This is a genomic window from Leifsonia sp. RAF41 (assembly GCF_052114085.1).
In the GTDB taxonomy this organism is placed as follows: Bacteria; Actinomycetota; Actinomycetes; order Actinomycetales; family Microbacteriaceae; genus Leifsonia.
Genome location: NZ_JBFREB010000001.1, coordinates 2,485,394 through 2,510,669, shown reverse-complemented (window position 1 = coordinate 2,510,669; position 25,276 = coordinate 2,485,394). Strand labels below are relative to the sequence as shown.

The following is a 25,276-nucleotide window of genomic DNA, read 5'->3' as shown; positions in this document are numbered from 1 at the left end:
GAGACCATTCAGCCGAAGGAAAGGATCTGCGCGCCCCACCCGGCTCGCAGTGCGGCGTCGAGGTCGGCCGCCGTCCGGTCCTCGCGGGCGATGACCAGCGTGGCGCGGCGGTCCGAATCGTAGGGAGGCCATCCCGCCCCCGGCTCAGCGCCGTGTGCGAAAGCCGCCCAGCGTGCCCGGACACGTGCCGAGACGGCAGCGGCGGCTCGTCGGCCGCCGAAGAGGAACGACGGATCGTGCGGTAGCCCTCCGAACTCGCCCCAGACGTACGGGAGGTCGGTGGCGTGCGCGGCTCCGATGCCGGTCAGCCGCAGCAGCAGGGGAGCGTAGTCGAACCGATACAGGTATGTCGGCGCGACCGCCGAGTGCCCTTCGGCGAGCCAGAGGGCCGGCATCCGGAAGGCGATGTCCGTGGCGACGCGCACACTCCGGGACATCCGGGTGCCCGCATATGCGGCCAGAATTCGGTCACGCGGGGGGAGACGCCCCCCGTCGGGTTGACCGAGCCGCTCCTGCTCGTCGCGCATCGCCGAGAACATCCGCCTCAGGGATGCGCTGCGGATGGGCAGAAGGGGTGATCGCATCAGGCGGAACAGTGTCGCTTCATCCCGGTTGGTTCCGACGATGAGCGGTACCGGGAGTCCGCGACCCTCGCTGAGCACGCGCAGCGGCGACTCGGGCAGCAGATCATCGCCGACGCTCGGGGCGAAGGCGAGCGTGCCGGGATGGGCGCGCGGCACCTCTGTATAGACCGCGGCCCCCGCATCCACGATCGCCTCGACCGGAAGCCCGCGCAGCGACCCGACATCGCCGGGAGCAACGCCGAGGTGGTCCAGAATTCGGCGCGCGACGCGGCCGGACCGCTCGGGTCCGTACATCGACCCGGCCGGCGGGCTCTGCGCGATGGCCCGGTGGAACAGGCCATCGGCCGCCGGGGACGCGAGCAGGGCGGTGACCAGTCCCGCGCCTGCGCTCTGCCCGAAGACCGTCACGGCTTCGGGGTCGCCGCCGAACGCCCGGATGTTGTCACGCACCCAGGCGAGGGCGAGCAGCACATCCCGCAGCGCCACGTTGGTCTCCGCGCCCGGCACGCCGGCCGCGGCCAGGTCGAGGAAACCCAGGGCGCCCAGCCGGTAGTTGAGCGTGACGAGCACGACGTCGCCGTCGGTCGCCAGAGCGTCTCCGCGATAGACGAGCTGGCTGGATGCGCCGAGCGCGTATGCGCCCCCGTGCAGCCAGACCATCACCGGTCGCGGGCGACCGAAGGCCGGCTCAGCAGACGGGCGGACGACGTTGAGGAACAGACAGTCCTCATCCATCCGGGGGCCACCGGGCTCGCCGGGCGCCAGGGGCACCGACGGGTTCGGGCGCTGCGGCGCGGCAGGGCCGAACCGCACGGCCTCCGCGACACCCTTCCACGGCCGTGCCGGTACGGGCGCCCTCCACCGCAGCGCACCCGTCGGCGGCTCCGCGTAGCGGATGCCGCGCCAGGCGCTGACGCGGCCGTCGTCGCGGCCGCGGACCGCGCCCGCTGCCGTGACGACGACCGGCCGATCGCTCACGCTCCCGCGGTCTCCTCCCACTGCATGAACGGCCGCAGCTCAAGCTGCCCGTTGCGCGCCATCGGGTGCCGCGCGGCGATGTCGATGGCCTCATCCAAACTGTCCACCTCGAGGATGTCGAACCCGCAGATCCACTCCTTGGTCTCGGCGAACGGGCCGTCGGTGACGTAGCGCTTGCCGTCACGGACGCGCACGACGCGCGACTCGACAGGGGCCTGCAGCACCTCCCCGATCACCCGCTTGCCGGAGGTGTCGAGCTCGTCCACCCACAGGTCGACATCGGACTCGTCCGTTTCGCTGTCCGGGTTGCTGTCGGTGATCACGAACATCATGTATTTCATCGTCTTTGTCCTCTCGATGGTGAACGCTTCACCGGGGCGTCGAACGGGATGGCCGCTGCTCGACATTCTGGCCCGACTCGGCTTCGTTCCGGGAGGACTCAGCGGATCACCAGGAGGAGAGATCGCGGGTTAGTGTAGCCTTACCTAAGCCCAGCATCCCCTCCGATCCCGACCCGGAAGACCGCCGTGACCCTCCTCGCCCCGACCCGCACCGAGCGCCCGAGGCCGGCCTACCGGCCCTATCGCGCGACCGTCGCCGCGGTCCGATGGCTGAGCCCGCACTTCACGCGCGTCACCTTCCACTGCGATGAGTTCGAGCACTTCGGGACCGAGTGCCTCGACCAGCGGATCAAGCTGCTCTTCCCGTTGCCCGATGGCAGCTTCTCCGACCTCGGGGTCGACGACGAGGCGTCCCACCTGGCGGGCGACTGGTATGAGCGCTGGCGCGGGCTGCCCGAGCACCGGCGCAACCCGTTCCGCACCTACACCGTTCGAGCGGTCGACCCGGAGGGATGCCGTCTCGACGTCGACTTCGTGGCTCACGGGGACGGCGGTCCCGCCGCCCGCTGGCTGATCTCCGCCGAAGCCGGCGACCAGCTCGTGGTGATCGGTCCGGACGCGCGCAGCTCCCACCGCGGAGTCGGCATCGACTGGCGCCCGGGTGACGCGCAGGAACTCCTGCTCGCCGGTGACGAGACCGCGGCTCCCGCGATCGCCTCCATCCTCGAGGCGCTCCCGCCCGGGTGCCGCGCGCGCGCCTTCATCGAGGTGCCCTCGCCGGAGGACGCCTTGTCGCTGACAGTGCCGGATCACGCGACCGTCACCTGGCTGGCCCGCGGCGACGACGCCGTCACCGGTGCGGCGCTCATCCCGGCCGTCCAGGGCTGGCTGGCCGACAACCCGCGCGTGGTCTCCACCGCGGGCGCCTCCGCGCCGCAGAACCTCGACGACGTGGATGTGGACCTCGACATTCTCTGGGAGAGCCCGGAGGACGCACATGCCGGCTTCTACGCCTGGATCGCGGGGGAGTCGGCGGCGGTCAAGACGCTGCGCCGGCTGCTGGTGCGCGAGCACGGGATCGACCGGTCGCAGGTCGCCTTCATGGGCTACTGGCGCCGCGGTCGCTCGGAGATCTGAGGCGGCACAGCGAACTGAGACGGCACCTCGAACCGAGGCGGCACAGCGCCGTCGCCCGCTCTAGTGGTCTTCGCGCTCGACGCCGCGGAAGACGTCGGGGTAGTCGTCCAGCCAGCTCCAGTGGCTGACCGGCCAGCTGACCACGAAGGCCTTGCCGACGACATCGGACAGCGGCACGAAGCCCTTGCCCGGGTCGTCCATGTGGTAGCGGGAGTCGGCCGAGTTGTAGCGGTTGTCGCCCATCACCCAGACCGAGCCCTCGGGCACGGTGACGTCGAACGACTTCTCCGAGACGGCCTGCACGCCAGCCGGCAGGAGCACGTACGGCTCCTTGAGCGGGACGCCGTTCACGCTCATCTGTCCGAGTGCGTTGCAGCAGCTGACATGATCCCCGGGGAGGCCGATGAGGCGCTTCACGAGGTGCTGATCGGAATCGGAGGCACCCAGCCCGACGAAGTCGAGAACGGCGCCGACACCCTGCTGGAACGCGCTGCCCGTCTGTGGCGGCGCAGGCGGCAGCCACCCGCCCGGATCCTTGAAGACGACCACGTCGCCGCGCTGCAGGCCGAATACCTTCGGCTGGAGCTCGTTGACGATGATCCGGTCGTTGATCTGGAGCGTGTTCTCCATCGAGCCGGACGGGATGTAGAACGAGCGCGCCACGAACGTCTTGATCAGGAACGAGACCAGGACGGCGACGACGAAGATGACCACCACGTCACGCAGGAGGGTCTTCCAACTGGACGTGCGGCGCGCGGCGCGGCGCGGGCGCGCGGTGGCGGTACTGTCGGTCACAATCTCACACCGTAACGTGCCGAGCCTGTGAGCCGCATCACACCCCCTTCGGGTGTCTTGTTCCGAGTGGCCCATGGTGAGAACATCTCACTACGGGCCTTCGGCATGTGCCGCGGGCCCGATCCCATCATGCGCAGAGCGTTCGAGGCATCCGGAACGGCGACGCGGTTCGGGGGACCGCGCGTCATTCACGCGTGCGCCGTTCTCGCCCTGGTGGCCGGTGGGCTGCTGGCCGTGCCGACGGCTGCTTCAGCCGACCCGTGCGCCGCGCCGTGTGCACCGTCTCCCACGCAGAGCGTGACGGAGACGCCGACCCCAGACCCGACTCCCGCCCCGACGCCCACGCCTGACCCGACGCCGACCCCGGACCCGACTCCGACACCGGATCCGACGCCGACACCTGACCCCACACCGACTCCGGATCCCACGCCGACGCCCGACCCGACGCCGACGCCGACTCCCACGCCGACGCCGACCCCCACACCGACCCCGGCGCCCTCCGCCCCCGTGGCCGCGCCCCCGCCCACCGACGACATCACGCTGAGCGTCCCCGACCTCCCCGCTTTCCAGGACGTGGACCCGGCCCAGCTTCAGCAGACCGTGCAGCTGGCGAGCGACCTGGCCGCGGCCCAGCAGCAGCTCTCCGCTGCCACCCAGGAGTCGGAGGGGACCCAGCGCGAGCACGAGCGGGCGCAGGCCAGCGCCGACGCCATCCAGCAGCGGGCGGATGCGGCGCAGAAGCGGGCCACGAAGGCCGCCGCATTCGCGACCGCGCTCCTCCGCTCTTCCGGCTCGCACCTCCTGACTCAGGATCCGACGAGCGCCGCGCTGCAGAGTCCCGGCGACCTGCTGACCAAGCTGGGTGCGGCGAACCGGCTGGCGACGCTCACGGCGAACCGCGATGCGGCCATCCACACGGCGATGAGTGAGAAGAAGGTGGCGCAGAAGCTGGCCCGGCAAGCGCAGGGCGCGCTGGAGGCCGAGAACGCCATCGACCTCGAGGGGAGCCTGCAGGCGGTCGCCGACGCTCAGGCGCAGGTGGATGCGGCCTCAGCAGCTCTCGCAGCCGCACCGACCGTGATCCAGGCGGGCTCCGGCTGGCAGGTACTCACTTCCGACCCGGCGCTCGTCGCGAGCGGATGGGCGCTGCCGGTGCACGGCGTTCTCACCGACGTCTTCGGTCCGCGTCCCTCCCGGCCGCTCGGGACGGATCCGTTCCACCCGGGCGACGACATCGGCGCCGCCTGCGGCACGACCATCTACGCCGCAGCCGCCGGCACCGTAGTGCGGGCGGGGCCGTTCAGCGGGTACGGCAACTACATCCGGATCGACCACGGCGGCGGGGTGGAGACCGCTTACGGGCACATCCGCGACGGCGGCATCGGCGTGACCGTGGGTCAGCAGGTGGCCGCCGGCCAGCCGATCGCGCAGGTCGGGTCGACGGGCCTGTCGACCGGGTGCCATCTCCATTTCGAGGTGCACGTGAACGGCCTGCAGATCGACCCGCAGCCGTTCATGGCCGCGCGCGGCGTCGTGCTCGGCACCCGCTGAGCATTCGGTGCGAACCTCTCTGCGCAAGCGCAGGAGCGGGCGTACGGTTCAGGCATGACCGAACTCACCGAGCTGGTCGGGACGTGGATGCGGCGCCAGCGCTGGTACTCGACGAAGAACGTCGAGCCGCGCCTGCGCCTGCTGGCCTCATTCGACGCCGAACCGGCGGACCCGGATGTCCGCATCGTCACCCACTTCTTCTGCGACGACGCGCCGCGGACGCCGCGCGTCTACCAGGTGCCGGTGGTCGCCCGGGTGGAGCGCGACGGAGACGAGGCTGCTCTCATCGGCGAGGCCGGCGGCCGGTACCTCTACGACGGTCCGACGGAGGAGGCGTACATCGCGACGCTGGTGCAGCTGATGACCGGCGCGGAGCGTGCCGAGGGTCGGGACGCGCACGCTCAGGGGCATACCCTCGGCGAGAACGTGGCGGTGCGTACCTCCCGGAGGCTCACGGGTGAGCAGTCCAACACGTCCATCGTGGGCGAGCTGGACGACGGGCGTCGCGTGCTCATCAAGGTCTTCCGCGTGGTGCAGGACGGCGAGAACCCGGATGTCTCGACGCTCGCCGCGTTGACGGCCGGCGGCTCTCGGCGCACGCCGTCCCTGCTCGGTTGGCTGACCGGCCAATGGCCGACCGCGGACGGCCGCACAGCCTCTGGCGAGCTGGCGCTGATGCAGGACTTCGTGCCCGGCGCGGAGGACGGCTGGGAGCTGGCCGTCAGTGCCGCGGAGCGCGGCGAGGACTTCGCCGACCGCGCCTTCGAGCTGGGGTCGGGGACGGCCGAGCTGCACCGCCTCATGGCGCAGGCGCTGCCGACCACTCCCGCCTCCAAGGAGGATGTGGCCATCGCCCTGGACGGCATGTTCCGCAGGCTGACGGTCACCACCACCGAGGTCCCGGAAGTCGACGAGCTGCGGGCCGGGATCGCGGCAGTGTACGAGGAAGCGGCCGCTGGGCCGCTCCCGCTGCTGCAGCGCATCCACGGCGACCTGCACCTCGGCCAGGTGCTGTTCTCCGCGGAGCGCGGCTGGCAGTTCATCGACTTCGAGGGCGAACCGCTTCGGCCGCTCGCCGAGCGCGCCATCCCGGACGCGACCATGCGCGATGTCGCCGGGATGCTGCGCTCGTTCGACTATGTCGCGGGCTCGCTGGCGCGCCGCGAGACGCCGGTGGATGCGAGTGCCTGGGCGGCGGAAGCCCGGCGGGCGTACCTCGACGGCTATGCGTCGGTCGCGGGCTCCGCGATGGAGGACTTCCGTTTGCTGCTCGATGCGTTCGAGCTCGACAAGGCCGTGTACGAGATCGCGTACGAGGCGCGGCACCGCCCGTCCTGGATTCCCATCCCGCTTTCTGCGGTGCAGCGCCTGCTGGCAACGCGCGCGGTGGAGCTTGAAGGCAGCGCGGAGCGGTGACGCGACCCCAGCGCCGAGGGAGCCTGCGACCGAGGTAACGAACGCCCATTACGAACCGGTGAAGCCCGGCTTGCGCTTCTCCTGGAAGGCGCGGAAGCCCTCGCGGTAGTCGTTCGTGTCGCGGAGCGCCGCCTGGGCGGCGTTCTCGGCGGCGACGGAGCCCCACAGGTCGAGGGTGCCGTCGCGGAGGCCGGCCACGATGCGTTTGCTCGCCAGGAATGCCTCGGTGGCGCCGGACGCGGCCGCCGCGGCCGCAGCATCCACCGCCTCCCGCACCTCGGAGGACGGCAGCGCGCGCGAGAACAGCCCGCCCGCGACCGCCTCGGTTCCGGAGAGCAGCCGCCCGGAAAAGATTAGGTCGAGCGCGCGCTGCGGGCCGAGTCGGGAGACGAGCAGCCAGTGTCCGCCCGAGTCGAGCGCGGCGCCCAGGGCGGCGAAGGGTGAGCCGACCTTCGCATCCTCGGTCACATAGACGACGTCGGTCGCGACGAGGAGGCCGAGGCCGACGCCGAGGCTCGCCCCTTGGGCTGCGGCGAACGTCGGCGCGGGGAACGCGGCGATTCGCCGCAGCAACGGCGTGACCAGCCCATCGAGGTAGCCGCTCACGTCGTCCGTCGCCGGGTCCACCCCGGAAATGTCGCGGCCGGCGCAGAACGCGCGCCCCTCTCCGCGCAGCACGAGCGCCCGCACGCCGGCGGCCTCGGCCTCGGTGTACGCGGCGGTCAGCGCTCGCAGATCGTCCGGACCCAGCGCATTCAGTCGTTCGGGTGCGTTCAGTGTCACCCGCGCGATCCCGTCGGCGATCTCCAGTTCGATCACGCGCGGCTCCTCTCAGACGTCGTAGTCGACCACGACGCGGTCGGTCAGGGGATGCGACTGGCAGGTGAGCACGTAGCCGCGTTCCAGCTCGTCCGGTTCGAGCGCGTAATTCTCCGTCATCCGCACGTCGCCCGAGATCAGTCGCGCGCGGCAGGTGCCGCAGACTCCGCCGGTGCAGGCGAAGGGGACGTCCGGGCGCACTCGCAGGGCGGCGTTCAGCACCGACTCGTTCGCATCCACCGGTGTGGTCACGCTCGAGGTGAGGCCGTCCAGGGTGAACTCGATCTCGGCCGTGCGCTCGCCGTCGTGCACGACCACCGGGCGCCCGACATCGCCGCGAACCTCGCCCGGCTCGCCGGTGGTGAACAGCTCGAAGTGGATGCGCTCGCGCGCCACCCCGTACGTCTCCAGCACGTCCCGGCACAGCTGCACCAGCTCGAACGGCCCGCAGAGGAACCACTCGTCGACGGAGTCCGGCGGGAGCAGCGTGTCCAGCATCCGCCGCAGCCGCTCCTCGTCGATCCGGCCGGAGAGGAGGGGCGCCGACCGTTGCTCGCGCGAGAGCACGTGGTGCAGGGCGAGACGCGACGGATACCGGTCCTTCAGGTCGGCCAGCTCCTCGAGGAACATGACGTCGATCGCCGTCCGGTTGGTGTAGACCAACGAGACGCGCGAGGTCGGGGAGTCGGCCAGAATGCCGGCCGCGAGTGCCATCAGCGGGGTGATGCCGGATCCCGCGGCGATGCCGACGATATGGTGGCCGGCCGTCCGGGCGGGATCGATGGTGAACGTCCCCTGCGGGCTCATCACGTCGATCCGGTCGCCGGCCCGCAGCTCGCTGGTCGCCCACGTCGAGAATGCGCCGCCCAGGTCGCGCTTGATGGCGACGCTGATCCGGCCGACGGCCGGCGGACGGCAGAGGGAGTAGCTCCGCCGCAGCTCGCGGCCGCCGACGTGCGCGCGCAGCGCGACGTGCTGCCCGGGAAGGTAGTCGTACTCGCCGTGCAGCTCCGCAGGGACGGCGAAGGTCACCTCGACGCTGGCAGCCGTGAGCGGTCGCACCTCGGCGACGGCGAGCGTGTGGAAGCGGGCGCGCGCCATCCTCAGAGCGCCTTGAAGTGGTCGAACGGCTCGGCGCAGGCGCGGCAGACGAACAGCGCCTTGCACGACGTCGAACCGAAGTGGGCCACCTCGCGGGTGTCGAGGGAGCCGCAGTGCGGGCACTTCACCGAGAGGCTGAGCCGGACCGGGCCCGCTGCCGAAGGCGGAGCGATGCCGTACTCGTTGAGCGCCGTGCGGCCGGCCGCGCTGATCCAGTCGGTCGTCCAGGCGGGGGAGAGGGCGAGACGGACGCGCACGTCGGCGAAACCGGCAGCGGACAGGGCGCGGACCACATCCTCGCGGATCGCGTCCATCGCCGGGCAGCCGGAGTAGGTCGGGGTGATGACGACCTCGACGCCGTCGTCGGAGACGGTCACCTCGCGCAGGACGCCCAGATCGTCGATGCTGAGGACGGGCACCTCCGGGTCGACGACGGCGGCGGCCGCCGACCACGCCCGCGCGGCGTCCGCGTGATGGGTCACCATGATGCCCCCGGATGCCGACGTGCCAGCACCTGCAACTCGGCGAGCAGCGGCGCCAGGTACTCCGAGTGGCGGCCCCCGCGACCGCCACCGGCCGCATGGAACGCCTGCGGCAGCTCCAATTCCGCCTCCGCGAGCACCGGGGCCACGTCGGCGTCGAACGCGGGACGCAGGGTGGAGGGGCGGACGGCGATGCCGTCCAGCGCATCCAGCAGCGACTCATCCCCTCCCGAGTCGTCGGAGAACAGCTCGTCGACGTACGGCCAGACGTCCTCCAGGGCACGCAGGGTGCGGCGGCGGGACTCGTCGGTGCCGAGGGCGAGGCGCAGCATCCACTGGTCGGCGTGGTCGCGGTGGTAGTCGACTTCCTTGACGGCCTTCGCGGCCACCCCGGCGAGCACCGGGTCGGCGGAGGCGCGGAGCCGCTCGTACAGCACGTACAGGTAGTGGGATGCGGCGAACTGCCGGACGATCGTGTGCGCGAAGTCCCCGTTCGGCTGCTCGAACAGGTGCGCTGAGCGGAACTCGCCCTCCTCGCGCCAGTAGGCCAGGTCGTCCTCGGAGCGGCCCGAGGCCGACCCGGCGTAGCGGAGCAGCGAGCGGGCGTGACCGAGGAGGTCGAGCGCGATGTTGGCGAGGGCGACATCCTCCTCCAGCTCCGGGGCCCGGGTGATCCACGCACCGAGTCGCTGGGCGAGCACGAGGGCGTCGTCGCCCAGCCAGAGGGCGTACTCGGCGACCGCGGGTGTCGGCGGGATGTCGGAGGCGACGAACTCCTCGGAGAGGGTCACCGCGCTGAGTTCGACGTGGCCGTGGCCGTGGTCGAGATGCGAGTGGTCGAGGTGCGTGTCCGTCACAGGTGCTTCACCCCTTCTGCAGCGGTGTAGTAGGTGGCGTGCCGGTAGTTCTTGCCTGCGGGGGAGGTGAAGAAGGCGCCCTTGGCGTCCGGGTCGCTCGCGGTGATCGCGTCGGACGGGACCACCCAGATGGAGACGCCCTCGCCGCGACGCGTATACAGATCGCGGGCGTTGCGCAGGGCCAGCTCCTCGTCCGGCGCGTGCAGCGAGCCGACGTGCACGTGGCTGAGCCCGCGGGACGCGCGGACGAACACCTCCCAGAGGGGCCACGGCTCGGTGGTCATGCTCTCGGTGGTCATGCTCTCGGCGGTCATGCGACGGCCTCCGCGTGGGCGCGCTTGTCCGCCTGCTTCGCGGCGTACGCGGCTGCCGCCTCCCGAACCCAGCGTCCCTCCTCGTGCGCCTCGCGCCGACGCTGCAGCCGTTGGGCGTTGCACAGGCCGCGACCGGCGATGATCTCCTGCAGTTCGCTCCAGTCGATCGGGCCGAGGTCGTACGCCTGACGCTCGTCGTTCCAGCGCAGGTCCGGGTCGGGAAGGGTGACGCCGAGCGCCTCAGCCTGCGGGACGAGCATTGCCACGAAGCGCTGCCGCAGCTCGTCGTTCGAGAAGCGCTTGATGTTCCATGCCATCGAGCGGGCGGAGTTGGGGGAGTCGGCGTCCGGCGGGCCGAACATCATCAGCGACGGCCAGTACCAGCGGTCCACCGCATCCTGGGCCATCCGCTGCTGCTCGGGGGTCCCGCGCGTCAGCGACAGCAGGATCTCGAAGCCCTGCCGCTGGTGGAACGACTCCTCTTTGCAGATGCGGACCATCGCGCGGCCGTACGGTGCGTACGAGCAGCGGCACAGCGGCACCTGGTTGCAGATCGCGGCGCCGTCGACCAGCCAGCCGATCGCGCCGATGTCGGCCCAGCTGAGGGTCGGGTAGTTGAAGATCGAGGAGTACTTCGCCTTGCCGGAGAGCAGCTGCTCGGTGAGCTCGTCGCGGGTGATGCCGAGCGTCTCGGTCGCGGAATAGAGGTAGAGACCGTGACCGGCCTCATCCTGCACCTTCGCCATCAGGATGGACTTGCGTTTCAGGCTCGGGGCGCGCGTGATCCAGTTGGCCTCCGGCTGCATCCCGATGATCTCCGAGTGCGCGTGCTGCGACATCTGCCGGATGAGCGTGCGGCGGTAGTCGTCGGGCATCCAGTCGCGGGGTTCGACACGGGAATCGGCGGCGATGAGCTCGTCGAAGCGGGCCTGGCCGACGGCGTCGTCCGTCTCGGTGGTGGCGGTGGTCATCGTCGACCCTCCAGTCGCGGATCAATACTTACTGATCGTTCGGTCAGTATATCCGCACGGAGGGCTCGCATGCCAGACTGAGCGGATGACCGACGCCCTGAGCACCGAGGCGGCGCTGAGCACCGAGGCGCTGCGCACCGAAGCGGTGCGCACCGAAGCGGTGCGCACCGATGCGCTGCGGCGTGGGCGGCCCGGTTACGACCAGCGCGGCATCCTCGAAGTCGCCGTCAGCGCGTTCAACGAGCATGGGTACGACGCGACCTCGATCGGGATGCTCGCCGAGCGTCTCGGCCTCTCGAAGTCGGCGATCTACCACCACGTCGCGTCGAAGGAGGAGCTGCTGCAGCTCGCCCTCGACGAGGCGCTGGGCGGCCTCGAAGGGGTGCTGCGCGCTCCGGAGGCGACCGAGGGCGCTGCGGCCGATCGGCTCGCGTACGTGCTCCGCGGTGCCGTGCGCGTGCTCGCCGACCGGCTGCCGTACGTGACGTTGCTGCTGCGCGTGCGCGGCAACACCGAGGTGGAGCGTTCCGCTCTCGCCCGCCGGCGCGCGTTCGACCACGCGGTCGCGGCGCTCGTCGCTGAGGCCCGCGACGAGGGCTCCCTCCGAACCGACGCTGACCCGGCCGTGGTCGCCCGCCTCCTCTTCGGCATGATCAACTCGCTCACCGAGTGGTACACCCCGCGGGGCCCTCTGACCCCCGACGACCTCGCCGACACCATCCTCGCCCTCGCCCTCCGCTGACCCCCCTCCCGCCCACCATCGCTTCCTCAGTTAATCCGGGGACACGCCGGGCAAACCCGGATTAAGTGAGGAAGCGATGGATGGGGGCGGGGGGCGGCGGCTACTTGGCGACGAGGGTGAGGACGTCGTAGGTGGCGACGACCTCGTCGCGCTGGTTCGTGATGCGGGCGTCCCAGCGGACTTCGCCGTAGTCGTCCGTCTCGCGCGGGGTGATCTGCTTCGCGGTGAGGGCGACGCGGATGCTGTCGCCGGGGACGACGGGCGTCAGGAAACGCAGGTCCTCCAGACCGTAGTTGGCGAGGACTGGACCCGGCGCCGGGTCGACGAAGAGACCGGCGGCCCACGACACGAGCAGGTACCCGTGCGCCACACGGCCCGGGAAGAACGGATTCGCAGCCGCCGCCTCCTCATCCATGTGCGCGTAGAACGTGTCGCCGGTCGAGGTCGCGAACTCCTCGATGTCGTCGAGCGTGATGCGCCGGGGGCCGGCCTGCACCTGGTCGCCGATCCTCAGGGTCGCCAACGACTTGCGGAAGGGATGCTGCGCGCCCGCACGCGCCGCCGCCCCGGGATGCCACACCCCGGTGATCGCCGTCAGCAGGTCGGGCGACCCCTGCAGCGCCGTCCGCTGCATGTGGTGCAGCACCCCGCGGATCCCGCCGAGTTCTTCTCCGCCGCCCGCCCGTCCCGGGCCGCCGTGCACCAGATGCGGCATCGGCGAGCCGTGTCCCGTGGAGGTGCGCGCATCGTCCCGGTCCAGCACGAGGATGCGGCCGTTGTACGCGCCCGACCCGAGCACGAAGGTCCGCGCGAATTCGGGGTCGTGCGTCGCGACGCTGGTGACCAGCGAGCCGCCGCCGCGTGCGACCAGGGCAACAGCCTCCTCCGCCGTCTCATACGGCAGGATGCTGGCCACCGGTCCGAACGCCTCGATCGTGTGCGCTTCCGCGGTCCACGCGTCCGCGAAACGCAGCAGCACCGGCGCGACGAACGCCCCCTCGGGCGCCGCACCGGTGGTTCCGTCGGCGCGCACGACGGTCGGCTGGTCGAGCCCGCCGAGCACCAGCTCGCCGCCGGCGGCGACGAGCCGCGACACCTGCCGCAGCACCTCCGTGCGCTGTGTCCGCGACACGAGCGGGCCCATCGTCACGCCCTCAGCCCGCGGATCGCCGAGGACGACGCGGGAGGCGATCCGGTCGCGGACCGCCGCGATGACATCGTCGACGAGCGGGGCCGGGACGATCGCCCGGCGGATGGCGGTGCATTTCTGTCCCGACTTGGCCGTCAGCTCGACGACGAGGCCCTTCACGTACGCGTCGAACTCGGGCGTGCCGGTCACTGCATCCGTGCCGAGAACCGATGCGTTGATGGAGTCCGTCTCGCTGGTGAAACGCACCCCGCCGGTCTGTATCGAGTCGTGCGCGCGAAGCCGCTCGGCGGTGGACGCCGACCCGGTGAAGGCGACGAGGTCGCCCAGCCGCAGGTGCTCGAACAGGTCAGGCACCTGGCCGCAGACCAGCTGCAGTGTGCCTGCCGGCAGGAGGCCCGTCTCGACCATGATGCGCACCGCGGCCTCGGCCACGAACGCGGTCGGCGTCGCGGGCTTCACCAGCGTCGGCAGACCGGCCAGGAACGACGGCCCGAGCTTCTCGAGCATCCCCCAGACCGGGAAGTTGAAGGCGTTGATCTGTACCGCGACACCGGGCAGCCGTGTGTACACGTGACGGCCGAGGAAGCTGCCGTCCTTCGACAGCTGCTCCGCGGGCCCGTCGAGCACGACCTGCGAGTTGGGCAGCTCGCGGCGTCCCTTCGACCCGTAGGTGAACAGCGCGCCGATGCCGCCGTCGACGTCGATCCACGCGTCCGCGCGCGTGGCGCCGGACTGCGCGGACAGCTCGTACAGTTCGTCCTTGCGGTCGGTGAGGGCCTGCGCGAGTTGCTTGAGCAGCAGCGCGCGCTGATGGAAGGTGAGCTCGCCGAGGGAGCGCTGGCCGACCGTGCGCGCGTGTTCCAGCGCGCCGGCGAGGTCGAGCCCGGCCGCGCTCACCTGGGCGACCGGGGTGCCGGTGGACGCGTCGAGCACCTCGGCGGCGCTCTCCGCGGCACCATCGGCGGTGGCCCCGAGGACGTCGTCGGGCGTCCACCATCCGTCGCGGACGTAGCTGGGCAGGATCATGAGAGGACTCCTCGAGTGGATGCGTATGCTGGCCGCATGGCCGACGGTGACTGGACGATCGAACTGGGTGAGCTCGACGTGAAGATGGGGGTGCGCATCCTGGAGCAGTCCGCGGAGCGCGTGGTCGCGACGATGCCCGTCGAGGGCAACCGCCAGTCGTTCGGGCTGCTGCACGGCGGCGCATCGGTCGCTTTCGCCGAGGCGCTCGGGTCGTGGGCGGCGGTCATCCACGCCGGCCCCGGACGGAGCGCGGTCGGGGTCGACATCAACGCGACGCACCACCGGGCCGCGCGATCGGGCCTGGTGACCGGCGTCGCGACGGCGATCCGGCTGGGCCGCACGATCGCGTCGCATGAGATCGTGGTCAGCGATGAGGAGGGCAACCGGCTCTGCACGGCGCGCATCACCAACCTCATCATCGACGCTCCGGCCCGGTAGCGGTCCAGTCGTAGAAGCCGTTCCCGCTCTTCTGCCCGAGCATCCCCTCGGCGACCATCCGCCGCAGCAGCTCCGGCGGCTCGAAACGCGGGCCGAGTTCGCGCGCGAGATATTCGGCGATGTCGAGCCGCACATCCAGCCCCACCATGTCGGTGAGACGCAGTGGGCCGACGGGATGCTTGTAGCCCAGGGTCATCGCCCGGTCGATGTCGTCCGGGGTCGCGACGCCTTCCTCAACCATCCGGATGGCCTCGAGACCGAGCAGCACTCCCAGCCGGGACGACGCGAAGCCGGGCGAGTCGCGCACCGTGATCGGCGTCTTGCCGAGGGATGCGACCCAGCGGGCTGCGTCCTCGGCGGCGGTCGTCGCGGTGGCGGTGCCCGCGACGATCTCGACGAGGGTGGATGCGGGGACCGGGTTGAAGAAGTGCATCCCGAGGAACGCGCCCGGCCGCTGCAGCCCCTCCGCCAGCGTGTCGATCGACAGCGACGACGTGTTCGTCGCAAGCACGGCATCCACCGGGAGCAGGTCCTCCGCGCGACGCAGTGCCTCGCGCTTCAGCCCGAGGAGCTCGGGGACCGCCTCGATCGCGAGCCCGGCGCCGCTGAGTGCCTCCCAGGTGACCGTGACGAGCAGGCGATCCGGGTCGGGCGCGGTGGCCCCGCGCAGGACGCTGCGCTCCACCGACGTGAGGATGCGGTCCCGCGCTTCCTTCGCGGCGGACGCATCCCGCTCCACGACCGCGACCTCGGCGCCAGCCATCACGAACGCGTGGGCGATGCCTGCGCCCATCCGCCCGCCTCCGATCACGACGACACGTTCGGGAAGCTGTGCTGCGCTCATCGTGCCTTCCTCCGCTCCAGGAACTCGGTCATCCTCCGCCGCTTCTCGGGCGACTCGAACAGCTGCGCCTGGGACTCCCGCTCGGCGGCGGGATGCTCGGAGAGCGGCGCGCGCAGCACCCGCTTGGTCAGTTGGGTGGCGAGCGGGTCGTTCGCGGCGATGCGGTCGGCCAGTGCGTGCGCGCCGGCCAGGAGCTCGCGCGGCTCGAACAGGTCGCTGACGAGTCCGGCCGCGAGCGCCTCCTCACCGTTGAGGATGCGCCCCGTCAGCACGAGCTCGGTCGCCAGCGGCAGTCCGACCAGCTGGGGGAGCCGCCACAGAGCGCCCGCCGCTGCGATGATTCCGAGGCCGGTCTCGGGGTTGCCGATGCGCAGGCGGGGGGTGCCGAGCCGCAGGTCGGCCGCGTAGGCGAGCTCCGCCCCGCCGCCGAGCGCGTACCCGTCGAGCGCGGCGATGACCGGCATCGGCAGGGCGGCGATGCGCGAGAAGATCGTGTCGTTGATGCCGCGCTCGGCGTCCGCTCCCGTGCGCTCCCGCAGTTCCGCGATGTCGGCGCCCGACGCGAAGACGCCGCCCGCTCCGGTGAGGATCAGGATGCGCGGCGCGACCTCGAGGCGCGCGCAGACCACGTGTAGCTCGTCCACCATCCCCTGGTCGATGGCGTTGCGGCGCGCGGGGCGGTTGAGCGTGACCGCCACCCGGTCGTCGTGCTCGTCGACGAGGAGGCTGCGCTGATCGCTCATACCGCCTCCACGATGAGGGAGGTGCCCTGGCCGACGCCGACGCACAGGGTGGCGAGCCCGCGTCGGGCGCCTTCCCGCTCCATCCGGCCGAGCAGCGTGACCAGGATGCGCGAGCCGCTCGATCCGAGGGCGTGGCCGAGCGCGATCGCGCCGCCGTCGGCGTTGACGGTCGCCGGGTCGAGGCCGAGGCGGCGGATGCACGCGAGGGCCTGACTGGCGAAGGCCTCGTTGAGTTCGACCGCGTCCAGGTCGGCCACGTCGAGCGCGGCGCGGGCGAGGGCCTTGTGCGTCGCGGGGACCGGGCCCAGCCCCATGATCTCGGGGGCGACGCCCGCGCTGGCCGCCGCGACGATCCGCGCCCGCGGGCGCAACCCGTAGCGTTCGACCGCCTCGGCGCTCGCGACGAGGATGGCGGATGCGCCGTCGTTGAGAGGGGATGCGTTGCCCGCGGTGACCACGCTGCCGCCGGCGACGACGGGCTTCAGCCGCGCCAGCGCCTCCAGGTTGCTGTCGCGCCGGATCCCCTCGTCAGCGCTGACCGTCCCGGCAGGCGTCTCGACCGGAAGCAGCTCGTCGTCGAACCGCCCGGCGTCCGCTGCGGCCGCCGCCCGCTGGTGACTCTCCAGCGCGAAGGCGTCGGCTTTCTCGCGGGTGATCCCGTCAATGCGAGCGACTTCCTCGGCCGTTTCCGGCATCGTGTAGGTCGCCTTGTCCCGGTCGAGCAGCCGCGGGTTCGTGAACCGCCAGCCGATGGACGTGTCGAACTGCGGCCCGGGCTTTGCGTACGCGCGCTCGGGCTTCGCCTGCACCCAGGGCGCGCGTGTCATCGACTCGACGCCGCCGGCGACGACGAGGTCGGCATCCCCGGCCCGGATGGACTGGGCGGCCTGGATGACGGCGGTGAGCCCCGAGGCGCACAGCCGGTTGACGGTCATCGCCGGAACCTCGTCGGGCAGCCCGGCCAGCAGCACGGCCATGCGGGCGACGTTGCGGTTGTCCTCGCCCGCCTGGTTGGCCGCACCGAGGATCACCTCGTCGAGCGCATCGGCGGGCGCGCCCCCGCGCCGCACCGCCTCGGCGACGACCAGCGCCGCGAGGTCGTCGGGCCGGACTCCGGCCAGCACGCCGCCGTACCGACCGACCGGCGTGCGCACACCGCCGACGAGGTAGGCCTCCGCCATCGCGCTCTCCCTCGAACCCGACGAAACCGAATTACCGAACGATCGTTCAGTTGCACCCATCGTTGCAGAACACCGCTACGCGAGCAACCGCCGCCGCGCTGGAAAGGAGGACTTCCGGGTGTGCAGTCGGCGCAACTCCTCCCTTTGCGTCAGATCGCGGCATCCCGGGCCAGAACTCCTCCGTATCCGACGGTGCACGGGTCGCAGGGCCCGGGCTGACGAAGCCGCTCGGCCACCCGAAAGGGAGGACATCTCGGCCGACACGCCGTCAGCCGGCGGGAAAGGGAGGAGATAACCGGGACATCGGGACTGGCTTCCTCCCCTGGGTACGGGCGGAAAGGAGACTGGCGTTGGGATCGGCGTAGCCGTTGTCGACGGACGGAGAGTGAGGAGACAACCCCGAGACCGAGATGGACCTCCGGTGTTCTGAACGGTCTGGAAGGTCCCAGGCGTCAGGAGTCGGCGACCGCGAGCAACCGCCGCCGCGCCGACAGCTCAGCGAGGGCGATCACGATCGCGAGCGCCACCACCGTGCTCGCCGCCGTGGCCATCGCGGGCAGGAGCACGGCGACGGGAACCAGCACCAGCGCCAGACCGACGTCGGGCGCGGCCCATCGCAGCACCAGCGGCCACGGGTCGCCGTAGCGACGCGTGATGATCGCATTCGTCAGGTAGAACAGCGCGATCCCGCCGCCCAGGCACACCGCGAGTGCGAGCGGCAGCGGCTCGAACGGGTGTCCGATCGCCTCCGCCAATGCCGCCGACAGCGCGGTCACGCCGGCCAGCAGCAGGTACGGCAGAAACGCGACCGTGTCCCGGATGCCGCGGACATCTCTGGCGGCGCGGAGCCGTTCCAGTCCGGCCCGCATCACATCCACGCCGAACATGAAGAACGACCACGCCAGTTCCGCAGCGATCAGCAGCCCCAGGAATCCAACCACGCCCCCCGCGACCGTCCACACCTCAGACACCTCCGCGACGATGCTGAGCACGGACTCGCCGAGGACGATGATGACGAGCAGCCCGAACCGCTCCGACAGGTGCTCCACGTTGAGCGTCTCGAACCGGCCCGACGACCAGCGCGACGCCGTCGTCATGAGCAGGGTCACCTCGAGCGCGATCGCGACCGCCCACAGCACGTAGCCCGCGGGCTCCGGAACCCAGATCGAGACCAGCCAGATCACCGCGGTCACACCGTTGTACGACGAGATGCGGAGACGGGACGGCCAGCCGTCGCGCCAGGAGAGCCGCATCCACACCACCAACAGCACGATCCGGATCGCCGCGTTGCCGGCGGCGAAGAGCCACGCCCGCTCGCCGATCGCCTCCGGCGCCGCCACGGCCATCGCGCCGACCGCGAACATCGCCGCGAGCATTACTGCCGACAGTCCGCGCCGGGTCAGCTGCGGCGACACGTCGACGACGAAGGTCAGGTTCGCCCACGCCCACCACACCGCGGCGAACAGCGCGAGGAACACGCCCAGCGCCGCGAACGAGGGATGGGCGTGCAGGCCGTGCGCGAGCTGGCCGACCAGCGCGACGAAGATCAGGTCGAAGAACAGTTCCATCCAGTCCGCGCGGGACGGGTCGCGGCTGGCGGGCCCCAGCGGTAGCCGCTGGCTCATCGGAGGTCGTGGTCCTCGAACACGAGCGACGTCTTGGTGTCGCGCACCGAGGGGATGCTGGTCAGCTCCTCGAGGACGACCCGCCGCAGGTCCTCGTTGTCGCGGGCGCGCACCAGCAGGATGACGTCGAAGTCGCCGCCCACGAGCGCGAAGTGCTCCACCTCGGGGATGCCGCGCAGCCGGTCGCGCAGATCGTGCCAGTCGGCCTGCTCGACGCGCAGCGTGACGTAGGCCGACGACGCGCGGCCGGAGAGTCGCGGGTCGACCTTCGCCGTGAAGCCGGTGATCACGCCGTCGGAGACCAGCCGCGAGACCCGCGCGTACGCGTTCGCGCGCGAGACGTGCGCGGTCTCGGCGACGGCGGTGATGGAGGCGCGGCCGTCGGCGCGCAAAGCGTCCAGGATGCGTGCGTCGATGTCGTCCATGGTGGTGGACAGTCTGACACCGAACCTGCGCTGGCGCATCCGTCCGTCTTGAGTCTGTCGCATTCGTAGCGCTGAGCGTCCGCCGAAGTCATCCTGGGGAGGAGCGACGTCTTTCGAAGGAGAACAGATGCACGCGGACGACCTGCTGCCCGGCGACACCCCGCTGCGGCTCATCGACCAGGACGGCACGTCCCACCCGGACGACCGCCACCCGATCCCGTCCACCGACACCCTGCTGGACGGCTACCGCCGCCTCGTGCTGGCCCGCCGGATCAACGACCAGGCGGACGCCCTCGTGCGTCAGGGCCGCCTCGCCGTCTACCCGTCGTCGCATGGACAGGAAGCGTGCGAGATCGCCGCCGCGATGGTGCTCGCGGAGCGGGACTGGATGTTCCCCACCTACCGCGACACCGTGTCCGTCATCGCGCGGGGCGTCGACCCGTTCGAGGCGTTCGTGCTGCTCCGTGGCGACTGGCACTCCGGCTACGACCCGACCGTCCATCATGTCGCCCCGCAGTCGACGCCGCTCGCCACCCAGCTGCTCCATGCGGTCGGCTTCGCCCATGCGGCGCGGATGCGCGGTGAGGACACCGTGGTGCTGGCGATGTGCGGCGACGGCGCCACCAGCGAGGGCGACTTCCACGAGGCGCTCAATTTCGCCGCGGTCTTCCACCTGCCCGTCGTCTTCCTCGTGCAGAACAACGGGTACGCGATCTCCGTCCCGCTCAGCAGGCAGACCGCCGCGCCCAGCATCGCCCACAAGGGTGTCGGCTATGGGATGCGGGGCCGCCTGGTCGACGGAAACGACCTCGCCGCGCTGCTCGCCGTGCTGGGGGAGGCGGTCGCCGAGGCGCGCGAGGGCGGCGGGCCGACCCTCGTGGAGGCGCTGACGTACCGGATGAAGTCCCACACCAACGCGGACGACGCCACCCGCTACCGGACGCAGGACGAGGTGGAGCCGTGGCTCGCCCGCGACCCGCTGCTCCGGCTGCGCACCTGGCTGACGGCGCAGGGTGCCCTCGACGAGGGTGACGACGCGGAAGCGCACGCGCATGCCGAGCGGATCGCCGCCGAACTGCGCACGGCGATCATGGCCGACGCCGATCCGCACCCCGAGGACCTCTTCGCCCACGTGTACGCGACGCCCACCCCGCAGCTGCGCGAGCAGGCGGAACTGCTCGCCGCCGAACTGGCCGGAAACGCGTTGGCCGAACCGACCCGCACCCAGGAGGTCGCCCGATGACACTCATGCACGAGGCTCCGGCCGAGCGGCCCGCCGACGCGCCCACCGCATCCACCGCGTCCGTCACCATGACCATGGCCCAGGCTCTGAATCGCGCCCTCGCGGACGCCCTCTCCGCCGACCCCTCGGTGGTGGTGTTCGGCGAGGACGTGGGCACCCTCGGCGGCGTCTTCCGCATCACCGACGGCCTGACCGCCCGGTTCGGCGAGGGCCGCTGCTTCGACACTCCGCTCGCCGAGTCCGGCATCGTCGGCGCCGCTGTGGGCATGGCGATGAACGGGATGCGCCCGGTCGTGGAGATGCAGTTCGACGCGTTCGCGTACCCCGCGTTCGAGCAGATCGTCGACCACGTCGCCAAGATGGGCAACCGCACCAGGGGTGCCGTGCGCCTGCCGATGGTGATCCGCATACCGTACGCGGGCGGCATCGGCGGCGTCGAGCATCACTCGGACTCGTCGGAGGCCTACTACGTCCACACGCCGGGTCTCACCGTCGTGTCGCCGGCCACACCGCAGGACGCGTACGGCCTGCTGCGTGCCGCCATCGCGCATCCCGACCCGGTCGTGTTCCTGGAGCCGAAGAAGCTGTACTGGTCGAGCGGCGAGGTGGATGTGGACGCCCCGCTGCCCGAGATCGGGCGCGCGCGGGTGGCCCGGGAGGGCACCGACGCGACGCTGATCGCGTACGGTCCGTCCGTCCCGCTCGCGCTCGCCGCCGCCGAGGCCGCCGCGGAGGAGGGACGTAGTCTCGGCGTCATCGACCTGCGCTCGCTCGTGCCCTTCGACGACGAGACCGTCTGCGCCGCCGTCCGGGCGACCGGCCGTGCGGTCGTCATCGCCGAGGCGCCCGGGTTCGCGAGCATGGCCGCCGAGGTCGTCGCTCGTGTCTCCGAGCGCTGCTTCCACCACCTGCTCGCGCCGGTCGGCCGGGTGACCGGTTTCGACACCCCGTTCGCGCCTCCCAAGCTGGAGAAGTTCTATCTGCCCGACGTCGACCGGGTGCTGGACGCGGTGGATGCGCTGCAGTGGGAGGACGCGTGAGCGCCCGGGTATTCACCCTCCCCGACCTGGGTGAAGGGCTGACCGATGCCGAGCTGGTTCGCTGGCTGGTGGCCGTCGGCGACACCGTGGCCACCGACCAGCCCATCGCCGAGGTCGAGACGGCCAAGTCGGTGGTCGAAGTGCCGTCGCCGTACGCCGGGACGGTGGCGGCCTTGCACGGAGACGAGGGAGAGACCATCCTCGTCGGTGCGCCGCTGATCGAGGTGGACGAGGGCCTTGCGAGCGCGCGGCCCGGCGACGACACGCCCATCGAGGCGTCCAGCAGATCCGGCCAGGTGCTCGTCGGCTACGGGACGGTCGAGCACAGCGGCCGCCGTCGCGGCCGTGCCGCGCGTGGCTCGGCGCTCACCCAGGAGCGGCCCGCACCGGTGGCCGCGCCGGCCGCGACGCCGCCGCGCGTCGTCCCCGTGGTCTCCCCGGTGGTCCGCTCCCTTGCACGCAGCCACGGCATCGACCTGGCGACCCTCCGCCCCAGTCGCCCCGACGGGGTTCTGACCCGGCGGGATGTGGAGGCGGCCTTCGCGACGGCGCCCGCCGCATCCACGCTCCCGCCCACGCGTGAGCAGCCGACCGGTACCGACCCGCGCACCGGGCTAGACCCGCGCACCAGCCTGGCGATCAGCGCGACGACCCCGTTCTCGCGTCTCCGCCGCACGGTCGCCGAGACGATGTCGCGCAGTCGGTCCGAGATCCCGGAGGCGACGGTCTGGGTGGATGTGGACGCCACGGACCTCTGGGACGGCCGGCGCCGCCTCGCCCGCGACGGTCGTGCCCCGTCCTTCCTCTCCTTCGTCTCGCGGTTCGCCCTCGCGGCGCTCGCGCGGCACCCCGAACTCGCCGGACGCGTGGCGACCGACGGTCAGAGCCTCGTCACCTTCGACGGCGTGAACCTGGGCTTCGCGGCGAACACCGACCGCGGACTCCTGGTTCCCGTCGTCCGGCGGGCCGATCGCCTGTCGGTGCGTGAGCTGGACGCGGAACTCGACCGGCTGTCCCGAGCGGCCCGCGAGGGGACGCTACCCCCGGCCGAACTCACCGGCTCCACGTTCACGATCAACAACTACGGCAGCCTCGGTGTGGACGGCAGCGCCGCGATCATCAACCACCCGGAGGTCGCCATCCTCGGACTCGGCCGCGCGATCGAGCGGCCGTGGGTCGTCGACGGGAGCGTCGTACCGCGACGCATCCTGCAGCTGTCCCTGGTGTTCGACCACCGGGTCACCGACGGCGGGGTCGCGGCGGGCTTCCTGCGCGAGGTGGCGGACGCGATCGAGTCGCCGCTCGGCGTCCTCGCCGACGCGCCCGGGCCGCTGGCAACCCGGGCGTAAGGTGACGGCATGAGCGACAAGAAGAACGACGACGACTACGACCTCAGCGAGGAGAAAGAGGTCGCGCCCGAGGAGAACATCGACTGGCTCCCGCATCCCACGCCGGCCGACGGCGACGCCCCCGCGCCCTGACCGAGCGCGGTACGCGCTTAAGATAGGGGGAGTGACTCCTCGCTCGCTTCCCCTGTGGCTCGCCCTGGTCTTCGCCCTCCTCTGCGGCGCCCTGGTGGCGATCCAGTCCCGGATCAACGGCGAACTCGGCAGCCGGCTCGGCGACGGATTCACGGCCGCGGCGATCTCCTTCGGGTCGGGCCTGATCATCCTTTCGATCGCGCTGGCGATCTTCCCGGCCGGAAGGCGCGGGCTTGCGCGTGTGCGTGACGCGCTTCGCGGCCGCCGGCTTCGCTGGTGGTACGTCTGCGGGGGCGCAGCCGGCTCCTTCCTGGTGCTCTCGCAGGGCCTAGCAGCGGCCGCCCTCGGCGTCGCCCTCTTCACGGTCGCCGTCGTCGCGGGCCAGACCATCAGCGGTCTGGTGCTCGACCGCGTCGGCATCGGCCCCGGCGGGCGCCGACCGCTGACGCCCGCGCGGCTCGTCGGCGCGCTGCTCGCGCTCGCCGCGGTCACCTGGGCGGTCTCGGCGCAGTTCGGGGGCAGCGCACCGATTCTGCTGATGATCCTTCCGCTCATCGCGGGACTCGGCACCGGCTGGCAGCAGGCCGTCAACGGACAGGTGCGCGCAGTGGCAAACAATGCCCTGACCGCCACGTTCATCAACTTCGCCGTCGGGACGACGGTGCTCCTGGTGCTGATGCTCGGGCACTGGGCACTCGCTGGGCTCCCGAAGCAGCTGCCCACCGAGCCGTGGCTCTACATCGGCGGCGCGCTCGGCTGCGTCTTCATCGGGGTGACGGCCCTGCTCGTCCGCATCACCGGCGTCCTGCTCCTGGGCCTGGCCACCGTCGCCGGCCAGCTGGTGTCCGCCCTCCTGCTCGACCTGCTGCTCCCGACTTCGGGCCAGGCGCTCGCGTTCTCGACCATCGGCGGCACGCTCCTCGCGATCGTCGCGGTCGCCATCGCCAGCATCCGCTGGCGCGGTGGAGCTAGGAGCAGCGCGTAGCGATGCCGCGACCCCAGCGCCGAGGGAGCCTGCGACCGAGGTTGCGTACCGCGGGCCGCCTGACGGCTAGGCAGGATGCGCGGCTCAGCCGGTGTAGTTCGCCCCGATGACCACGGTGAGGTCGGCGCCGGTGTCGGCGAACGCCGTGCTCTGCTGGACGGTCGCGCCCGGGAGCGTCTGCGCTGCGCCGAGCGCCGCGGCCTGGTTCGCGGGGTCGCTGTAGTAGACGATCGTGGTCGCGAGGTCGGTCCGGTCGGCGTTCGCCAGAGCGCCGACCTTCCAGCCGGCGGCGGTCAGCTTGTCGGCGACGGTCTGCGCGAGGTTTTCGGTCGTCGTCCCGTTCAGCACGTTCACGGTGAGCGCCGGGTTCACCGTTGGCACGATGGTGGGCGTCGGACTGGCGGTCGGGGTCGCGGAGGCGGTGCGGCTCGCGGAACTGCTCGGTCCGTGGAACGAAATGCTGCCGTTCACCAGCGAGAGGCCGAAGATGCCGGCCCCGACCAGGAGCACGGTCGCGAGCGCTGCCCATCCCACGGCGATCCAGCCGCGGCCACGGGCGCGCGGAGCCCGGTGCGCACCGACGCGCGTCAGGTCGTCCGGGATCTCGTCGAAGCGGTCGTGGGGGAACTTCTCTGCCATCGGGGATGCGGTCCTTGGTGTCAGTCGCCGGACGGGAGGGTCCGTGCGTGTCGTGCGGCCAGTCTCGCCTCGCGCAGCCGGAGCAGCCGCTTGACGAGCATGGGGTCGTGGCGCAGCGCTTCCGGACGGTCGATCAGCGCACCGAGCAACTGATAGTACCGAGCCGCCGAGAGACCGAACTCCTCGCGGATGGCCTGCTCCTTGGCCCCGGCGTGCCGCCACCACTGGCGTTCGAACGCGAGGATCGCGGCATCCCGATCGTTCAGCTGGTCCGCATCCGAGGGGTCGCGGTCGGCGGAAGACTGTCCGTCGGCTGACCGGGTCACGCGCACCGCCTTCCCTCGTCACGGACGCCGGGCTGAGACCTT

At 71.5% G+C, this 25,276-nt stretch carries 27 protein-coding genes; 10 read left to right on the top strand and 17 right to left on the bottom strand.

Annotated features, from left to right (window positions below; all coding sequences use genetic code 11):
* Nucleotides 1-8 precede the first annotated feature (8 nt).
* Together AB4Y74_RS12095 and AB4Y74_RS12090 are read right to left on the bottom strand one after the other, a co-directional pair.
* Complete coding sequence (locus tag AB4Y74_RS12095; RefSeq protein WP_441799322.1) at nt 9-1,562, bottom strand: carboxylesterase/lipase family protein; 1,554 nt, start codon at nt 1,560-1,562, stop codon at nt 9-11.
* The gene (locus AB4Y74_RS12090; RefSeq protein WP_441799321.1) at nt 1,559-1,903 is read right to left on the bottom strand and encodes a YciI family protein; all 345 of its coding nucleotides are present in this window, start codon (nt 1,901-1,903) and stop codon (nt 1,559-1,561) included. Before AB4Y74_RS12090 ends, AB4Y74_RS12095 begins: the two co-directional genes overlap by 4 nt.
* Before the next feature lie 186 nt (nt 1,904-2,089).
* Between AB4Y74_RS12090 and AB4Y74_RS12085 the strand changes: the two genes are divergently transcribed.
* A complete protein-coding gene (locus tag AB4Y74_RS12085; RefSeq protein ID WP_441799320.1) occupies nt 2,090-3,040 on the top strand; it encodes a siderophore-interacting protein in 951 nt (316 codons plus the stop codon).
* A gap of 60 nt (nt 3,041-3,100) precedes the next feature.
* Here AB4Y74_RS12085 and lepB read toward each other — a convergent pair whose 3' ends face one another.
* On the bottom strand, nt 3,101-3,835 hold the full coding sequence (gene lepB, locus AB4Y74_RS12080) for a signal peptidase I (RefSeq protein WP_441799319.1): 735 nt from the start codon (nt 3,833-3,835) through the stop codon (nt 3,101-3,103).
* Nucleotides 3,836-3,964: 129 nt separating this feature from the next.
* On the opposite strand from lepB, the gene AB4Y74_RS12075 reads away from it, so the two are divergent.
* Both AB4Y74_RS12075 and AB4Y74_RS12070 read left to right on the top strand, forming a co-directional pair.
* The gene (locus tag AB4Y74_RS12075) at nt 3,965-5,386 is read left to right on the top strand and encodes a M23 family metallopeptidase (protein ID WP_441799318.1); all 1,422 of its coding nucleotides are present in this window, start codon (nt 3,965-3,967) and stop codon (nt 5,384-5,386) included.
* Nucleotides 5,387-5,440: 54 nt separating this feature from the next.
* Nucleotides 5,441-6,802 carry a maltokinase N-terminal cap-like domain-containing protein gene (locus AB4Y74_RS12070; RefSeq protein WP_441799317.1) on the top strand — a complete coding sequence of 454 codons (1,362 nt, stop codon included), beginning with the start codon at nt 5,441-5,443 and terminating at the stop codon, nt 6,800-6,802.
* Nucleotides 6,803-6,850: 48 nt separating this feature from the next.
* Here the strand turns inward: AB4Y74_RS12070 and AB4Y74_RS12065 are convergent, their stop codons facing one another.
* Genes AB4Y74_RS12065 through paaA form a run of 6 tightly spaced genes read right to left on the bottom strand, consistent with a single transcriptional unit; the run spans nt 6,851 to nt 11,346 of the window.
* Nucleotides 6,851-7,621, bottom strand: a complete 771-nt coding sequence (locus AB4Y74_RS12065; RefSeq protein WP_441799316.1) for an enoyl-CoA hydratase/isomerase family protein — start codon at nt 7,619-7,621, stop codon at nt 6,851-6,853.
* 12 nt (nt 7,622-7,633) lie between these two features.
* Nucleotides 7,634-8,722: a 1,2-phenylacetyl-CoA epoxidase subunit PaaE gene (paaE, locus tag AB4Y74_RS12060; RefSeq protein ID WP_441799315.1), complete on the bottom strand. Its 1,089-nt coding sequence runs from the start codon at nt 8,720-8,722 to the stop codon at nt 7,634-7,636.
* 2 nt (nt 8,723-8,724) lie between these two features.
* Nucleotides 8,725-9,207 (bottom strand): 1,2-phenylacetyl-CoA epoxidase subunit PaaD, encoded by a 483-nt coding sequence (paaD, locus tag AB4Y74_RS12055; RefSeq protein ID WP_441799314.1) that lies wholly within the window; start codon nt 9,205-9,207, stop codon nt 8,725-8,727.
* Nucleotides 9,201-10,061, bottom strand: a complete 861-nt coding sequence (gene paaC, locus AB4Y74_RS12050) for a 1,2-phenylacetyl-CoA epoxidase subunit PaaC (RefSeq protein ID WP_441799313.1) — start codon at nt 10,059-10,061, stop codon at nt 9,201-9,203. The genes paaD and paaC overlap by 7 nt, the downstream gene beginning before the upstream one ends.
* Entirely contained in the window at nt 10,058-10,345 is a 288-nt protein-coding gene (gene paaB, locus AB4Y74_RS12045; protein ID WP_441800447.1) for a 1,2-phenylacetyl-CoA epoxidase subunit PaaB, read from the bottom strand. Before paaB ends, paaC begins: the two co-directional genes overlap by 4 nt.
* A gap of 26 nt (nt 10,346-10,371) precedes the next feature.
* Nucleotides 10,372-11,346 carry a 1,2-phenylacetyl-CoA epoxidase subunit PaaA gene (gene paaA / locus AB4Y74_RS12040; RefSeq protein ID WP_441799312.1) on the bottom strand — a complete coding sequence of 325 codons (975 nt, stop codon included), beginning with the start codon at nt 11,344-11,346 and terminating at the stop codon, nt 10,372-10,374.
* 85 nt (nt 11,347-11,431) lie between these two features.
* Between paaA and AB4Y74_RS12035 the strand changes: the two genes are divergently transcribed.
* Nucleotides 11,432-12,088 carry a TetR/AcrR family transcriptional regulator gene (locus AB4Y74_RS12035; RefSeq protein ID WP_441799311.1) on the top strand — a complete coding sequence of 219 codons (657 nt, stop codon included), beginning with the start codon at nt 11,432-11,434 and terminating at the stop codon, nt 12,086-12,088.
* 100 nt (nt 12,089-12,188) lie between these two features.
* Here AB4Y74_RS12035 and paaZ read toward each other — a convergent pair whose 3' ends face one another.
* The gene (paaZ, locus tag AB4Y74_RS12030) at nt 12,189-14,264 is read right to left on the bottom strand and encodes a phenylacetic acid degradation bifunctional protein PaaZ (protein WP_441799310.1); all 2,076 of its coding nucleotides are present in this window, start codon (nt 14,262-14,264) and stop codon (nt 12,189-12,191) included.
* A gap of 36 nt (nt 14,265-14,300) precedes the next feature.
* On the opposite strand from paaZ, the gene AB4Y74_RS12025 reads away from it, so the two are divergent.
* Nucleotides 14,301-14,702, top strand: a complete 402-nt coding sequence (locus tag AB4Y74_RS12025) for a PaaI family thioesterase (RefSeq protein ID WP_441799309.1) — start codon at nt 14,301-14,303, stop codon at nt 14,700-14,702.
* Here AB4Y74_RS12025 and AB4Y74_RS12020 read toward each other — a convergent pair.
* The 5 genes from AB4Y74_RS12020 to AB4Y74_RS12000 all read right to left on the bottom strand — a co-directional run bounded on the left by AB4Y74_RS12020 (nt 14,680) and on the right by AB4Y74_RS12000 (nt 19,520).
* Nucleotides 14,680-15,546, bottom strand: a complete 867-nt coding sequence (locus AB4Y74_RS12020) for a 3-hydroxyacyl-CoA dehydrogenase family protein (RefSeq protein WP_441799308.1) — start codon at nt 15,544-15,546, stop codon at nt 14,680-14,682. The genes AB4Y74_RS12025 and AB4Y74_RS12020 overlap by 23 nt on opposite strands.
* Nucleotides 15,543-16,289: an enoyl-CoA hydratase/isomerase family protein gene (locus AB4Y74_RS12015; protein ID WP_441799307.1), complete on the bottom strand. Its 747-nt coding sequence runs from the start codon at nt 16,287-16,289 to the stop codon at nt 15,543-15,545. The genes AB4Y74_RS12020 and AB4Y74_RS12015 overlap by 4 nt, the downstream gene beginning before the upstream one ends.
* Nucleotides 16,286-17,470, bottom strand: coding sequence for a thiolase family protein (locus tag AB4Y74_RS12010; RefSeq protein WP_441799306.1), 1,185 nt, complete (start codon nt 17,468-17,470; stop codon nt 16,286-16,288). The genes AB4Y74_RS12015 and AB4Y74_RS12010 overlap by 4 nt, the downstream gene beginning before the upstream one ends.
* 452 nt (nt 17,471-17,922) lie before the next feature.
* Entirely contained in the window at nt 17,923-19,095 is a 1,173-nt protein-coding gene (locus tag AB4Y74_RS12005) for a low temperature requirement protein A (RefSeq protein WP_441799305.1), read from the bottom strand.
* The gene (locus AB4Y74_RS12000; protein ID WP_441799304.1) at nt 19,092-19,520 is read right to left on the bottom strand and encodes an Lrp/AsnC family transcriptional regulator; all 429 of its coding nucleotides are present in this window, start codon (nt 19,518-19,520) and stop codon (nt 19,092-19,094) included. Before AB4Y74_RS12000 ends, AB4Y74_RS12005 begins: the two co-directional genes overlap by 4 nt.
* 127 nt (nt 19,521-19,647) lie before the next feature.
* On the opposite strand from AB4Y74_RS12000, the gene pdhA reads away from it, so the two are divergent.
* From pdhA to AB4Y74_RS11975, 5 genes are read left to right on the top strand one after another with little or no spacing between them, the layout of a single operon-like run.
* Nucleotides 19,648-20,763 carry a pyruvate dehydrogenase (acetyl-transferring) E1 component subunit alpha gene (gene pdhA, locus AB4Y74_RS11995; protein ID WP_441799303.1) on the top strand — a complete coding sequence of 372 codons (1,116 nt, stop codon included), beginning with the start codon at nt 19,648-19,650 and terminating at the stop codon, nt 20,761-20,763.
* On the top strand, nt 20,760-21,803 hold the full coding sequence (locus tag AB4Y74_RS11990; RefSeq protein WP_441799302.1) for an alpha-ketoacid dehydrogenase subunit beta: 1,044 nt from the start codon (nt 20,760-20,762) through the stop codon (nt 21,801-21,803). The genes pdhA and AB4Y74_RS11990 overlap by 4 nt, the downstream gene beginning before the upstream one ends.
* Nucleotides 21,800-23,152 (top strand): dihydrolipoamide acetyltransferase family protein, encoded by a 1,353-nt coding sequence (locus AB4Y74_RS11985; RefSeq protein WP_441799301.1) that lies wholly within the window; start codon nt 21,800-21,802, stop codon nt 23,150-23,152. Before AB4Y74_RS11990 ends, AB4Y74_RS11985 begins: the two co-directional genes overlap by 4 nt.
* A gap of 9 nt (nt 23,153-23,161) precedes the next feature.
* Complete coding sequence (locus AB4Y74_RS11980) at nt 23,162-23,284, top strand: hypothetical protein (RefSeq protein ID WP_441799300.1); 123 nt, start codon at nt 23,162-23,164, stop codon at nt 23,282-23,284.
* A 31-nt stretch (nt 23,285-23,315) separates the two neighbouring features.
* Entirely contained in the window at nt 23,316-24,269 is a 954-nt protein-coding gene (locus tag AB4Y74_RS11975; RefSeq protein WP_441799299.1) for a DMT family transporter, read from the top strand.
* Nucleotides 24,270-24,353: 84 nt separating this feature from the next.
* Here AB4Y74_RS11975 and AB4Y74_RS11970 read toward each other — a convergent pair whose 3' ends face one another.
* Together AB4Y74_RS11970 and AB4Y74_RS11965 are read right to left on the bottom strand one after the other, a co-directional pair.
* Entirely contained in the window at nt 24,354-24,908 is a 555-nt protein-coding gene (locus AB4Y74_RS11970; protein ID WP_441799298.1) for a LytR C-terminal domain-containing protein, read from the bottom strand.
* A 20-nt stretch (nt 24,909-24,928) separates the two neighbouring features.
* Nucleotides 24,929-25,240 carry a DUF3263 domain-containing protein gene (locus tag AB4Y74_RS11965; protein WP_441799297.1) on the bottom strand — a complete coding sequence of 104 codons (312 nt, stop codon included), beginning with the start codon at nt 25,238-25,240 and terminating at the stop codon, nt 24,929-24,931.
* Between the last annotated feature and the right edge of the window lie 36 nt (nt 25,241-25,276).